Origin of the sequence: Roseovarius sp., assembly GCF_965277045.1 — a bacterium.
Lineage (GTDB): Bacteria > Pseudomonadota > Alphaproteobacteria > Rhodobacterales > Rhodobacteraceae > Roseovarius.
In genome coordinates this window covers 505557-519681 of sequence record NZ_OZ255712.1, presented here as the reverse complement: position 1 = coordinate 519681, position 14125 = coordinate 505557, and the positions used below count along the sequence as shown (strand labels likewise).

Below are 14125 nucleotides of genomic sequence, written 5' to 3'. Positions count from 1 at the left end.
GCCCGAGGAAAGCCTTGGTGAGCAAGACCATTGATCTGCTCAACGAAGTACGCGGTTTATTCAAGATATTCGGGATCCGTCAGCCGAGGACAGCGAAGCAAGGCAGCTTCGATGGTGTTGTAACTGCGAAGAGAAGCGTGACCCGGATTAGTGACAATGGTCCCAACCAGCAACGGAAACGAGCTTGACCCACACCCAAATAGAGAAGCTGCCGTTGGTGATTACCGCGGCGAAGTTTTGCTCTCCGCCCTTTTGTCCGACCGGGGACAACATTCCGAACATGAACTCGCGAGCTACCCACTAACCTTTCAATACCCAATCCTCTCTACCAAGTTTTCGATGATCTACAGCACCCGTTCGACCTGCTGCAAGTCTTCCTCCATTCGCGCCCGCACGTCGGCGTCATCCTCGCCCTTGATGTCCTCACGCAACTCGTCTCGCTCTTCTTCGAACATCGTCTTCCGCTCAAGCCAGAGCTCGAGTTGCGCCTTTTCCTCCTTCGTAGCAGGTCCCTATATGCGAGCTTCAGCCGTGTTCATATCAATTTTCACCTGGTCGGGATGTGGCACAGGCTCCGGCAGATCCGTAATTCCCAACCGCCTGCGGCGATCCAGTTCCCGCTCCCACTAGATCTTGTAGTCAAGCGCGGTGCTGAACCACTCGTCCGCCAGTTCTTTGTTCTGCCGCTCCGTCGTGGTAAGCATCTCGGCAAAGAGCCGCTGCGAGCGGTGCAGGCCCTTTGCGGCGTTGACCGCCAAGGACCGCACAACGGCCTGGGCCATCGGGATCGTCACATTGCGATCCCCGTCCCGGACCGTGATATCGCGGTAGGCCTCGTCGAGGATGATCCCTTTCAGGCGTTCCTCGTTGAGCCTCGGGCGCTTGTTCTTCGCGCCTTTGGGTCGACCTTTCGGGTTGCCTGACTTGCCCGGCTGGAACCGCGTGTTCGCCGGCGGCTTGGCATACCCCACCTCGTAGTCGACGTCAGTTTTCCGGACCGGCAGCTTGATCTTCTTTTCAGTCATTCAGCCGCCTCCAGCGTCACGGCCGCCGGCTGCCAGCCACAGACCAGCTGCTCTGCCTCATCTTTGGCATAGGCTTCCCACCTTGCAAGAATGCGATCGCAATAGATCGGATCCAGTTCGCAGAGATACCCCCGGCGGCCGGTCTTCTCGGCGGCGATCATGGTCGACCCCGAGCCGCCAAACAGATCCAGCACGATCTCACCGCGACCCGAGACATCCCGGATCGCGTCGGCGATCATCTGCACGGGCTTGACCGTCGGGTGCAACGCAAGCTCGTCCATACGCCCCGCGTGCCGGCTGTTGGAGCCGCGATATTCCCAGACATTGGCGCGATACCGCCCTTTCTCGCCCAGTTCGAACGTGTTGACATGCGCGGCCTTGCCTTTCTTGAAGACGAATATCAACTCGTGGCGCGAGCGATAGAAGGTACCCATCTCGCCATTGTCCTTGGCCCAGACGATCAGGTTTTTCAGTCCGTCATAGACCCCCTGCCCCGCTGCCAGCATCTCCGACATGTGGCACCAATCCATGCAGAGATAATGAATCGATCCGTCGACGCTGTGATCCGCCATGTTCTGGAAGGCGCGCTCCAGGAACCCGGTAAACTCCGAGACCGTCATCTCGCCGGAGGCCATGGCGAACTCGCGGTGCTGGATCTTGCCGGAATTGCCCACATGGCCGTCGATCTTCACGTTGTAAGGTGGATCGCTGAACACCATTCGCGCCATTTCGCCGGCCATCAATTTCTCGACGACCGCGCCCTTGAGGGCATCGCCGCAAAGCAACCGATGTGGCCCCAACTGCCACACGTCCCCGTCCCGCACCCGGGGCGCCGTCTCGCAAGGCAACAGATCATCCTCGGGATCGCCGGGTTCTTCAGGCGCAACGCTGGCCAGAACACCATCGATCTCCGGAATGGAAAAGCCGGTGATGGAGACGTCATCAGGTGTTTCGTGGATGAGATGTTTTTGTCCAACTCAGTCTTGATGATCCTGATCACTTCGACATCTGTGAGGGCATGGATAAAGGGGCGAGTTTCGATAGCTGCGGCTTAAACGCTTGGTTGCAATCATAGGCTCAGCTTGCGCAAGCTGGACATCATTCAGACCGATGCCAGCGCTGAGAAACGCTGTGGTGGTTAAGACTCCGGTCGTTTTGGAGTACGCGCAACTATCTCTTGGTCTTGGCCATAGCGAGGTTTTGGGAAGTAGATCCCAGATTGCCTGCAAGCGCGAAGAATTTAGCAGTCACAATAGTCGAAACTGGGAAAAGTCGCTCTGTCCCGCAGTGCCTTTATTTGGGTAGCTTCAGACTTCACTTATCCGGCGAATGGCCCCAAAGCGGGTTGCAGGCGCCTGGGCCCTTCACGCTGCGCCTATTAGGGGCTCCGGCCGCCGCCTGTGATCGGGGCGGCACCTCAATCGGGCGCTTCGACCAGGATCTTCACTTGGGACTTTTCCGCCGCAAGCGCTTCGAAACCCTCTGCGACGATTTCATCCAAAGGGATCCGCTTGGTTACCAGTTGATCGGCGCTGAAATACCCTTGGGTCATCAGCGCCATGACCGCCGGGTAGACATTGCGATAGGCGATGGTGCCCTGCAACTGGCGTTCCTTGAGCACGACTGTGTTGGGCTGGAAGGAGGCCTCCTGTTCCCAGATCGACACGACCAGAACCTGTCCCTCGTGGCGCGTGGCGTCGATGCATTGCGGCAGAACCTGAGGTACGCCGGTCACCTCGAAGGCAACATGAACCCCACCCGTCGCTTCTCGAACCTCAGCGACGGCGTCGGTCGCGGTTGGGTCTATCGCCGACGTCGCGCCGAGATCCAGCGCCTTTTTCCGCCGCACCTCAGAGGGCTCCACGACGTGAATCTCTGACGCGCCGGCAACGCGCAGCGATTCCACAACCAGAAGTCCGATTGGACCCGCGCCGAAGACAGCGGCCTTGTCACCCGCCTTGATCTTCGAAAGGCGCACCGCGTGGAGGGCGACGGCAGCAGGCTCGACGAGCGCGCCTTGCTCCATGGAAAGTGCCTCGGGCATCTTGTGCACCATACGGGCGGGGACAACGCTGTAGGCGGCAAAACCACCGTGCCCGCCGGACAGACCGACAAAACCGAGACTGTCACACAGGTTGTATTTACCTTCCAGGCAAGCGGCGCACTCCCCGCAGGCAAATATCGGCTCGATGGCGACGCGGTCGCCCACCGCAATATCCGTGACACCTTCGCCCAACTCCGCGACGGTACCACAATATTCGTGCCCCATGGTGATCGGCGCCTTGTCGTGGCTCAAGGGGTGGTCTTCATCCACGGGCACGAAAATCGGCCCGGCCAGATATTCGTGCAGGTCGCTACCGCAGATCCCAGTCCATGCGACCTTGACCTTCACCTCGCCCTTGCCCGGTTTCGGTTCCGTGATGTCTTCGACGCGAATATCCTTCACGCCATGCCAACGTGCTGCTTTCATTTCTTTTCTCCAATGTCAGTAATGGGTGCGCCCGGCGAGAGGAAGGTGCCGGGCGCCTGGGCGCGCCTCGTCGGGGACTGCCCGTTCAAGGCATCAGGACAGGTGATGCACCTCTTGCAGGCCGTAGACGGGGGTATCGATGCCTTCCATCCGCGCCTTCAGTTGCAACGCAAGGTACAAGGAGTAATGGCGAGACTGGTGCAGATTGCCGCCATGGAACCAAAGGTTGTCCTGCTGGGTCGGCTTCCACATGTTGCGCTGCTCGCCTTCCCAGGGGCCGGGGTCCTTGGTGGTGTCGGAGCCGAGCCCCCAAACCTTGCCAACCTTGTCTGCAACGTCCTGGCTGATCAGGTCTGCGGCCCAGCCGTTCATCGAGCCATATCCTGTCGCCATGACCACCAGGTCGGCGTCCAGATGCGTGCCATCCGACAGCACGACACCGGTCGCGTCAAAGCGTTCCACCTGGCCTTTCACCAGCTTTACGTCGCCATCAATGATCAACTGGCTGGCGCCCACCTCGATATAATACCCCGAGCCGCGTCGCAGGTATTTCATGAACAGGCCAGACCCGTCATCGCCCCAGTCGAGGTCAAACCCGGCCTTTTCAAGCCCGGCATAGAAATCGGCATCCCGCTCGCGCATCTGGCCATAGAGCGGGATCTGGAATTCATGCATGATCCGATATGGCAGCGAGGCAAAGATCATGTCTGCCTTCTCGGTCGTCACGCCGTTGGCCACCGCCTCCTCGGAGTAGAGCGCGCCGAGCCCGATATCCATCAACGTATCGGACCGCACGATATGAGTAGACGAGCGCTGAACCATCGTCACCTCGGCATCTGCCTCCCACAGCGCTGCACAGATGTCATGGGCCGAGTTGTTTGACCCGACGACGACCACTTTCTTGCCGCTCCAGGCGTCCGGGCCTTCATGCTGCGAGCTGTGCTGGATCGTGCCCTTGAAGCTGTCCATGCCGGGAAACTCCGGCATGTTGGGCTTGCCGGACATGCCGGTGGCCAGCACCAGTTGCGTCGGATGCAAGGTGACGTCTTCGCCGTCGCGGTTGACGGTGACGGTCCAGGTGCCTGCGGCTTCGTCGAACTTGACGCTGATGACTTCGGAGCGGGTCCAGTAGTTCAGTTCCATGACCTTGGTGTACATCTCCAGCCAGTCGCCCACCTTGTCCTTGGGCGTGAAGACCGGCCAATTGTCGGGGAACTTGATGTAGGGAAGGTGATCGTACCAGATCGGGTCATGCAGGCAGAGCGACTTGTAGCGTGACCGCCACTGGTCGCCGGGCCGGTCGTGCTTGTCGAGAACGATGGCCGGCACGCCAAGCTGGCGCAGGCGCGCGCCAAGGGCGATGCCGCCCTGCCCACCACCGACGATCACGGTGTAAGGCTGTTCGGAATATCCAAGCTCGGCGGCTTCGGCTTCGCGCTTTTCCTTCCACGACTTGCGGTTCTTGGCGGCGCCGTGTTCTGCCCCCATTGGGCGGCGCTTGCCGCTGTTTTCCTCGAAGCCCTTCAATTCCTGCAGCGCGGTCAGCAGTGTCCAGATTCGCCCATCCTTCAGGCGCATCAGGCCCCAACCGCGGCCCACGGCGGTTTCAAAAGTGATCCATGCGGTGACGACACCGCCATCCTCGCCGGGAGCTTCGTCTTCCTGGATAGCGAACGCGTGCGGCTTGGTGTGTTTCAATTGCGCCGTCAGCATGTCCTGAATTCCGGACGGCCCTTCTACCGTCTTGAGGTTCCAGGTCACGGCGACCAGATCGCGCCAGTAACTGTCGGTGGCGAACAGAGCGCTTGCTGCCTGCACGTCGCCTTCCTCCAAGGCGGCGTTGAGGCTGTCGAGCACCTCTTGCACCTGCGTGGTGACTGTCGAATCGAGCATTGCGGTTCCTCCTCATCAGCAATGTGATGAGCAAAGAGTGGCGAATGGCCCAGCGGCCATTCCACGGAAATCCGATCAATGTCGTCCTATATGTGATTGCCGCCCTTCAGCATGTTGCATACGCAACAAGACGCAACATTTCAGTCGGGCGCGCGCAACCCTTCTTTGCGGATGCGACGCAGAACCATCGACCGGTTGACCCCCAATCGACGCGCAGCACGCGCCATGTTCCAGTTGCAGGCGTCCAGAACCGACTCCAGATCCTGCTCGTGAGCGCGAGACTGCGGAGCGGGAGGTAGATCGGGCAGATCTATCACGTTGGTTTCCGCCATTGCGCAGGCCACATCCAGCACATTGCCAAGTTCGCGCAGGTTGCCTGGCCAGTTGCGCGCAGTCAGTTCGGCTCGAGCCGAAGGTGTCAGGCGCATTTCCCCGCCGCGGCGACGCCTCAGCAGGCGGTCAATCAACCAGCCAAGGTCTTGCCTTTCGCGCAGCGGCGGCAGTTCCAGTGCGGAGCCCGAAAGCCGGAAATAAAGCGCTGATGGCATGATCTCCTGCGCCATCAGGTCCGACGGCGCGTATGCGGTGGTCGAAATCGGGCGCAAATCCGAATGCGCATCCAATAGGCCCGCCAAGACCCGTGCGGTGTCCGGCTGCAAATCCTCGATTCGGCGCAGCAGCAACGTTCCCGGCCCCGATTGATCGTCAAGCGCGTCACGCATCTCTTCGGGGTGCGTTCCGGCACAATCAATGGCAACGAAGCGCCCGCGTCGAGATGCCATGTGAATGGCGCGGGCCAGCTTGGTCTTGCCGCTGCCGCTTTCGCCGCAGATGAGCAACGGCACCTGCGTCGGCGCGAGCCGGTCCGCCTGCGTCAAGAGCCGGATCAAGGTCGGGTCGCTTCCAGCGAGGGTTGCATGGAAACCGCTTAGCGCACGTTTTTCCGAAGCCTCCGCTCCCACGGACGCCCTGCGCGGAGCCTGTGGTGATATGGCATGGCCGAACACCGCGCCTCCGTCTCCCAAAGCCACGACCCTTTCTTCGGTGGGTCGATCACGCATCAGGTCAGGCAGGTCATCGACGCTCAACCCCAGCAGACTGTCGATCCTTTCACCGATAAGGCTCTTGCCACGTGACAACATCCGTGTTGCGGCGCGCGTGGCCCCCATCACCCGACCTGACCCGTCGAGGGATACGGCCGCTTCCGGGTCCACGTCGAGAAATTCGGGGCTGGAGGAAAACCTAAGCACCCACTCGCGACGGCTGGCCGCCATGAGGTTCGCCATTTCGACCCGCCGGGCGGCCGCCGTAACCAGGGACATCGCAAGGTTCTGGCTGCTTTTCGGGGCCGGAGAACGCAGCAGAGAGATATCCAGCACTGCCGCAAGTTGCCCGAGGCTGTCGTAGATCGGCGCTGCGGTACAAGACAGCCCCGTGTGGGCGTTTCCGAAGTGGTCGTCCTGATGCACAGTGACCGGCTCGCCCGTGAAGATGCAAGCCCCGACACCGCAGGTACCGGCAAGGTCTTCGGACCAGTTCGAGCCGAGGTAGAGACCTGCATTGCGCAATTCGTCGACAAACAGATCATCGCCGAAGAAATCGACACAGACGCCTTTTGCATCCGTCAGTAGCAGAACGTAGTTCTGTCCTGTGACCTGCCGAAACAGGCTTTGCAGGCTGGAGCGCGCCGCGCCGATCATCCAGTCAGCCTGATCGCGATGTATGCGAAACTCCGTGTCCGTTACGATATGGGCCGGATCGCTGCGCGTCGGATCCATCCCGTAGAGCTCGACGCACCGACGCCAGGACGCATCTACGTAACCGTCCCGACCAGACGCATGACCGTCCAGAACCTGCGCGATCTCTTCGACATGATGACGCTCAACCATGAGACCCTCCTGACGAACACGATAGCACAATCAAGACATGCCCGCACAACCGAAGACCGTTCGTCAGGTCTTGGGGCCCCGCTCGGTGCTTCGCCCCAGATCCGAAGATCACAGTTGATGCTTTGCGAAATAGACAGCAGGCCAAGGGCATAAGCGGCCCGCGTTGCGGCATGCCGCCTCATGGCAACGGCTGAGACGCTCCGCTCAAGCTTGGCGACCTTAGCCTCCAAATCCTTAGCGGGAAGACGCCAGGGGCATCCGCACGGGCTTGTTCAGACCGCCACGAAGGTCCGCCCGCCGATCCTGTGCACCACTGCGTCGGTCCCGAAAATCTCGTGCATCAGCCTGCCGTCTACGAGGGTTTCAGCATCACCCTGCGGGCCGATCCGCCCCCCTTTCATGGTCACGATATGGTCGGCATAGGCACAGGCATAGTTTATGTCATGCAGCACGATCACCACAGTGCGTCCATGCTCCCGCGCCAGCCTCTGCAACAGCGCCATCAGCGACCGCGACGCCGCGATATCCAAATTGTTCAGCGGCTCGTCCAGCAGCATGTAATCCGTGTCCTGCGCAAAGATCATCGCCAAAAGGGCCCGCTGCCTTTGCCCGCCCGACACCGTGTCGAGCGTCCGCTGCGCCAGCGGGTCCAGATCGAACAGGGTCAACGCCTCGGCGACCTTTTCGCGGTCATGCTTTCCCGGCCGGCCCAGGTGATGGGGATAGCGCCCGAACGCCACCAGTTCTTCGATGGTCAGGCGAGGCGCGATCTCTGAACTCTGCGGCAGGATCGCCAGCCGCCGCGCCAGCGTGTTCGACGCGCAGACGCCCACCTCCAACTCGTCCACCATGATCCGGCCTGCACGATGCCGCGCCAGTCGCGCGATCAGCGACAGAAGCGTGCTCTTGCCCGCCCCGTTCGGACCGATCAGCGCAGTCACCTTGCCCTTTGGAATCTCCAGCTCGATGTCGTGCAGCACCCTGCTGCCGCCCAGGTCGTGGCTGACGCCCGTCACGGAAATCATCGCTTCAATCCTTTCATCACCAGCACCAGGAACAGCACGCCGCCCGCGAGGTCGATCACCACGGTCAGCGGTGTCACCAGCCCGAACCCACGCTCCAGAAGGGCCTGTCCCCCGACCAACGTCGTGCCCGAAATCAGCGCGGCCGAGACCAGCAGCACGGCATGCCGCCCCGTAGGCGTTACCGCATGCGCGATGCTGACCACCAGCAGCCCGAGGAACGCCGTTGGCCCGACCAGCGCGGTCGCCACCGACACCAGCACGCCGATCAGGAACAACACCTGCAACGTGCCGCGCCGCACGTCCTCGCCCAGGTTTATCGCCGCCTCGCGTCCCAGCGACAGCACGTCCAGCCGGTGCCGCATGGCCCATGCGCCGATCAGCGCTGCGCCAATGGTCGCCGCCGCGATGGCCAGGAGACCGGTCTCGATCTGGTGGAACCGGGCATAGGACGACACCTGCACCACGCTGAATTCGTTGGGGTCCAGCATCCGCACCAGCAGGGTGCGCAGCGATCGGAACAGCACGGTCAGCACCAGCCCGGTCAGGATCATCCGCATCAGGTCGGGCCGCTCCTGCAGCAGCAGCGTGCCGAACAACAGCAGCGACGCGCCGGTCATCAGCACCAGCGATACCACGAACTGTACCCACGATGTGACGACCAGATAGTCCGTCATCCCGAAAACGAAGACGCCCATCGCCACGATCAGCACAAACAGTTCGTCAAACCCCATGATCGACGGAGTCAGGATGCGGTTCTGCGTGATCGTCTGAAAGAGCACGGTCGAGGTCGACAGCGCCACCGCCACAAGGCACAGCGCCGCCAGCTTCGCACCGCGAAACTCCAGCACGAAGCCCCAGTTGCCGCGCGCGCCGATCGTCATGTAGGCCGCCGCCGACGCCACGAACAGCACCGCAAGAACGATCAGCCGCCTACGCATGGCGCGCCGGACGGTACAGCAACCAGATGAAGACGGCCGCGCCCACCACCCCCAGCACCGTGGCCGAGGGCATCTCGAACGGATAGCGCAGCACACGGGCCACGATATCGGACAACAGCACCAGCCCCGCGCCTGTCATCGCGATCACCGGCAGCGTGCGGCGCAGGTTGTCGCCCATCATGCGCGACACGATATTGGGCACGATCAGTCCCACGAACGGGATGATCCCCACGCTCACCACGGTCAGTGCGCTGACCAGCGACACGGCCAGCAGCCCGAACAGCATCACCTGCCGGTAATTGAGGCCGAGGTTGATGCTGGCCGCGTGCCCCAACCCCAGGATCGAGAACTGGTCTGCCGCCACGAAGCACAACACCGCGGCGACGGCGGCCAGCCACAACGTCTCGTACCGGCCCTGCAACACGCCCGAGAACTCTCCGGTGATCCACACGCCGATCATCTGCAACAGGTCGTTCTGGTAGGCCACGAAGGTCACGCCAGCCCCGATCACCCCGCCATAGACCAGCCCGACAAGGGCCACCATGTAGGGATGCGTCGGCGGCAGCCGCCGGGCGATGAGCAGGAAACCGGCGGTCGAGGCGAACGCCGTCGCCGACGCCATCGCGATCTTGGCAAACAGCGATGCGGCCGGCGCGTACAGCGTGACCAGCAGGATGCCCAGCGCCGCACCCTCGCCGCTGCCCACGGTCATCGGTTCGACGAAGCGATTGCGCACCAGCATTTGCAGGACCGTCCCCGCCACCGCGAGCGACGCCCCGGTGATCAGCACCGCGAACAGGCGCGGCGCCCGGCTGACCGCGATCAGTTGCAGCGCCTCAGGGTCCTGCAACAGCGCCTCGGGGCGCAGGTCGATCACTCCGATGAAGAGCGACACGCCCGACAGCGCCAGCAGCGCAACCAGTCCGAGGAAGATCCTACCCAAAGGTCACCTTCCGGAAAACGCGTCGAGCAACTGGTCCATTGTGGCGTTGAGGGCCTGAACCCCGCCCGCCGCGATGTAGATCGGGGCGCTCTCAAGGTAGATCACCCGGCCCGTGCGCCACGCCGTCGTCTCGCGCACCAGCGCGTTGTCCAGCGTCGCCTGTGCCGTCTCCACGTCACCGATCGCCGCGCTGCGGTCGATCACCAGGATTACATCGGGATCGGTCTGGCGGATGAACTCGAAACTGATCGCCTCGCCATGATCGGACGCCGACACCTCCTCGGCGGCCTCTTCCAGCCCGAAGGCCGTGTGCAGCCAGCCGAACCGACCCGACGCGCCATAGGCCGACACTTTCGGCCCGTTGGTCATCACGATCAGCGTCCGGCCCGCGCCCGCGGCGACGGCCTTCACCATGTCCTGTTTGCGCGTCAGGTCCTCCGCCAGCGCCGCGGCCTCGTCTTCCTTCCCGAAGATCGCGCCATAGACTTGCAGCCGTTTCAACCCGGTCGCGAAGGTGTCTTCCTGGATCGTCATGTCGATGGTCGGCGCAATCCGGGCCAGGTCCGGCACCTTTTCGTAACTGCGCCCCCCGGCGATGATCAGGTCCGGCTGCAACGCATATACCGCCTCCATGTCCGGCTCGAACAGCGTACCGATCCGCGCCGCGCCCGTCGCCGCGTCCTCCAGATAGTCCAGGTAGACATTGGAAATCGTGCCCGCCACCGCGACGCCCAGCGCCTCCAGCGTGTCCAGCGCGGCCATGTCGTAGACGGCGACAGTTTCAGGGCTCTGCGCAACGGTGACTGGGCCACGGTACGTCTCGACGGTCACGTCCTGCGCACCGGCCGGCCCCGCCGCAAGGCAAAGCACAAAAGCGAATTTTCGGAGCATGTCTTCCCTCTGTCTTGAAAAACCTGCATGGCTGGGAAGTCTGGCTTTGCAGGCGCGGTCGCGCTGTGCTTAACCGCAGCTAAAAGAAGAGTCCACGCCCAACACTTCACGAAAAGGAGGCAGCCATGCCAACCCTCATCGGACGCATCGAAACCGAGCACGGCGCGAAATACCTCACCCAGCTCTGCAAGCATTTCTCCCACAAGATCGACGCCACCTGGGAGGGCAACCACGGCCGGGCCGATTTTGTCTTCGGCCCCGCGATCATGGAGGCAGACCCCCAGGGCCTCACCATCCGCTTCGATGTGGACAAGGACGAAAACGTGCCCGCCGCCAAGGGCGTCATCGACAGCCACCTCGTGACTTTCGCCCACCGCGAAAACATCGACGGCATGGAGTGGACCGCCGCCTGACCCTGGTGCTGCGCCGCGCCCCCCAACGGCTGTCTGTTCAGCGGACTTGCTGCCGTTCAAGACGGAGGCGAGCGTCAGCCTCTGGGTGCCGATCCGACGGCAAGCATGAAGCACTTTATGTCTGCCAAATACATCCTCGGAAGGGTCGGTGCGCCCAGCCTCAGCCAAATCGCCAGCCCAAGGAAGGGGCTGACGATGGCCGGGCCGCTTCGCGGCTGTTAACCGGCCGGGTGCTCGAACCCGATGTCTCACAAGGGTTCCAACCAGACCTTTGCCCATGGGTAACCGCGACCCTTACGGTCGCGATCATCAACACGTCTTGCAGGAACCCCGCCCACACGGGCAGCACCACGCTCAGAACCGCAGCGTTGCCCGCAGGTTGAAGGACCGGCCCGGTTCCCGCAGGGGCGTCACCGTCGCGAATTCCTGACCATAGGTCGCCCGCTCGGTGTAGGTCTCGTCGAAAATGTTGTCTATCTCCGCCCGCACGGTCAGGTTTTCCATCCGGCGCGGCGTATACTCGGCAAAGGCGTTGACCACCTCGAACCCGTCGATCTCGCCACCCGGCGCGCCTGCGGCCGATTTGTCGAACACGATCTGCGCATCCGCGCCCAGCGTCAGGCCCAGCCTATCCCACGAATTGGCCACCTCGAACACCAGGTTGTCGCCCAAGGGCGTGGTCAGGTAACGCCCGGTGTAGCTGTCGGCGGGGCCACCGTTGATCCTGGTGTCGATATCGGCATAGGCGATGCGGGCGAACCCGCTCGACCACGTGTAGGCCGCGCCGATCTCGTACCCTTCGGTGTCGAGGTCCGAAACCTGCGCCGGCCCGCCGTTGAACAGGCCCGTCGTGGGGTCCAGCAGGGTCCGCGCGTTGTCGATATCGGTCTTGAACAGCTTGGCGTTGAAATCCCAGTTCCCGACTCGGTAATTGGCACCAAGGTAATAATTCTCGGAAGTTGCCGGCTCGATCGACGCCGGATAGGTCCAGGCCGGATCGAACAGGAAACTTTCCGCCAGCGCGATACCGCCCCACACACGCGACGCCCCAGCACTGACCGTGATCGCATCGGTGACGTCGAAATCCCCGGCGATATTCGCCGACAGCCCGTCATTGTCATAGGTCGTGCCGTCGACGCCCTCGAACTCCTGGAAATCGTATCGCGCGCCCGTGGACAGGCGGAACCGCTCCGTCAGGTCCAACTCCGCCTGCACGAACAGGCCGATATTCGTGGCCTTCTCCTCGGCAAAGAACACCGCCGTGCCCTCGCCGCTGATATCCGCCACGTCGCTGTAGAAATCGAGGCCCGCATTCACGGTGCCATTCGCCACCTGAAACTCGTTCTGGATCTTGCCCGTGAAACTCGTGGTCTTGCCCGCATAGGCGTCCGTGGCGCCCGGCATCGGCCCGGTGTAAAGGTCGGTCGAGTTATATGCGATCTGCACCGACGGATTCCACATCGCCGTGGTATTCCCGAACTCGTAGGACAGCACCAGGTTCTGGCGCTCCAGCGTATAGGTACGCGTCGCCAGCACGCCGCGCAAGCCCGCGAAATCCGCCCGCAGGGGACGCTGCGCATCGTCGCGCACGATCTCGTACCCCAGCTCCAGCCGTCCGCCGTTGTCGGCATTGAACGCCACCTTGGCCAACCCGCTGGTCAGCCCCGTGCCCGACCCGGTGATATCCCCGCCAGAGCCATCCTCACGGACGCCGCCATCGGCATATTTCCCGAAGGCCAGGTATTCGAACCGCCCTGACACCCCGAACAGCGCCAGGCTGTTGGTAAAGACGTCGCCGTTACTCTGGTACTCGGTGATGAAGCGCCCGCCGAACGTGCGCCCTTCCTCCAGGAGGTCCTGCACGTCCTTCGTCTCGAACGCGATCGCACCGGCCAACGCTCCGGGTCCCGCATCCGCCGGGGCCACGCCGGGGTCCACCCGCACCGCCTTCAACAGTTCGGGGTCGATATATGTCGTGGCGCTGTGGTGAAAGATCCGGTTGTTCTGCCGCGCCCCGTCGATGGTGACGTTCAGGTTGTTCTCCTCGACCCCGTTCACATAGATCTTCTGCGAGATCGGCAGCGAGCTTCCAACCGACACCGACGGCTCGGACTTGAAGACCTCCTGCAGATCCTTCGGCGTGGTGCGCGTCAGATCCTCGTTGTCGATCCCGATAGAGGTTGTGGCATCCGACCCGATATAGATCGTGCCCAGAACGAACGGTTCGGGCGCTTGCGCAAACGCGCTCCCGGTGCCGATGATGAAGATAGCCGACGCATACGGCGTGACAGTGCGCATATCCATTCCCCAGTAGATTTGATTTTTCTGGGTAGCGGATGATTGGCTGCCTAAGGTTAATCCATTTCACAGGCAGGTCCGGATTGCAATTCAGAACGGCACGCAGCCCACCTCGCTGAAGGAATGCGCAGATATCTTGTGTCGTTCTGAGAACGTGCTTTCACGCTGCACGGATATGACGACCATCAAGATCGTCGAACGAATGCCATACCCTTGGGCAGAGTGCTTTGGGTTGATCGACCCACGCGTAGAGATTGATCGATTGCAACCCGACCAACTCTGCCTTTCCCGAAGCAATATGCGAACCTTGATAGTCTGCGCCGAGAACCGTTCACCCCGT

General features: G+C 62.1%; 12 protein-coding genes. 2 read left to right on the top strand and 10 right to left on the bottom strand.

All coding sequences use genetic code 11. The annotated features are described in order from the left end of the window. Positions 1 to 17: 17 nt before the first annotated feature. On the top strand, positions 18 to 188 hold the full coding sequence (locus tag ACQY4V_RS02520; RefSeq protein WP_428515364.1) for a hypothetical protein: 171 nt from the start codon (positions 18 to 20) through the stop codon (positions 186 to 188). 438 nt (positions 189 to 626) lie between these two features. Here ACQY4V_RS02520 and ACQY4V_RS02515 read toward each other — a convergent pair whose 3' ends face one another. From ACQY4V_RS02515 to ACQY4V_RS02475, 9 genes are all read right to left on the bottom strand, one after another. Then, a complete protein-coding gene (locus ACQY4V_RS02515; protein WP_428515363.1) occupies positions 627 to 1025 on the bottom strand; it encodes a DUF5681 domain-containing protein in 399 nt (132 codons plus the stop codon). Continuing rightward, complete coding sequence (locus ACQY4V_RS02510; protein ID WP_428515362.1) at positions 1022 to 1873, bottom strand: DNA-methyltransferase; 852 nt, start codon at positions 1871 to 1873, stop codon at positions 1022 to 1024. The genes ACQY4V_RS02515 and ACQY4V_RS02510 overlap by 4 nt, the downstream gene beginning before the upstream one ends. A gap of 569 nt (positions 1874 to 2442) precedes the next feature. Next, positions 2443 to 3417 carry a 2,3-butanediol dehydrogenase gene (locus tag ACQY4V_RS02505; RefSeq protein WP_428515361.1) on the bottom strand — a complete coding sequence of 325 codons (975 nt, stop codon included), beginning with the start codon at positions 3415 to 3417 and terminating at the stop codon, positions 2443 to 2445. Positions 3418 to 3588: 171 nt separating this feature from the next. Continuing rightward, positions 3589 to 5388 carry an NAD(P)/FAD-dependent oxidoreductase gene (locus tag ACQY4V_RS02500; protein ID WP_428515360.1) on the bottom strand — a complete coding sequence of 600 codons (1800 nt, stop codon included), beginning with the start codon at positions 5386 to 5388 and terminating at the stop codon, positions 3589 to 3591. A gap of 140 nt (positions 5389 to 5528) precedes the next feature. Beyond that, positions 5529 to 7277, bottom strand: coding sequence for a sigma-54-dependent Fis family transcriptional regulator (locus ACQY4V_RS02495; RefSeq protein ID WP_428515359.1), 1749 nt, complete (start codon positions 7275 to 7277; stop codon positions 5529 to 5531). Between the two features lie 272 nt (positions 7278 to 7549). Beyond that, complete coding sequence (locus ACQY4V_RS02490; RefSeq protein ID WP_428515358.1) at positions 7550 to 8302, bottom strand: ABC transporter ATP-binding protein; 753 nt, start codon at positions 8300 to 8302, stop codon at positions 7550 to 7552. Then, positions 8299 to 9240: an iron chelate uptake ABC transporter family permease subunit gene (locus tag ACQY4V_RS02485; protein WP_428515357.1), complete on the bottom strand. Its 942-nt coding sequence runs from the start codon at positions 9238 to 9240 to the stop codon at positions 8299 to 8301. The genes ACQY4V_RS02490 and ACQY4V_RS02485 overlap by 4 nt, the downstream gene beginning before the upstream one ends. After that, positions 9233 to 10183 carry an ABC transporter permease gene (locus tag ACQY4V_RS02480; RefSeq protein WP_428515356.1) on the bottom strand — a complete coding sequence of 317 codons (951 nt, stop codon included), beginning with the start codon at positions 10181 to 10183 and terminating at the stop codon, positions 9233 to 9235. Before ACQY4V_RS02480 ends, ACQY4V_RS02485 begins: the two co-directional genes overlap by 8 nt. 3 nt (positions 10184 to 10186) lie before the next feature. After that, positions 10187 to 11074 (bottom strand): siderophore ABC transporter substrate-binding protein, encoded by an 888-nt coding sequence (locus tag ACQY4V_RS02475; protein WP_428515355.1) that lies wholly within the window; start codon positions 11072 to 11074, stop codon positions 10187 to 10189. Positions 11075 to 11199: 125 nt separating this feature from the next. Here ACQY4V_RS02475 and ACQY4V_RS02470 point away from each other — a divergent pair, with 125 nt between their 5' ends. Next, positions 11200 to 11487 carry a DUF2218 domain-containing protein gene (locus ACQY4V_RS02470; protein ID WP_428515354.1) on the top strand — a complete coding sequence of 96 codons (288 nt, stop codon included), beginning with the start codon at positions 11200 to 11202 and terminating at the stop codon, positions 11485 to 11487. 354 nt (positions 11488 to 11841) lie between these two features. On the opposite strand, the gene ACQY4V_RS02465 is transcribed toward ACQY4V_RS02470, so the two are convergent. After that, positions 11842 to 13791 (bottom strand): TonB-dependent receptor domain-containing protein, encoded by a 1950-nt coding sequence (locus ACQY4V_RS02465; protein WP_428515353.1) that lies wholly within the window; start codon positions 13789 to 13791, stop codon positions 11842 to 11844. Positions 13792 to 14125: the final 334 nt, after the last annotated feature.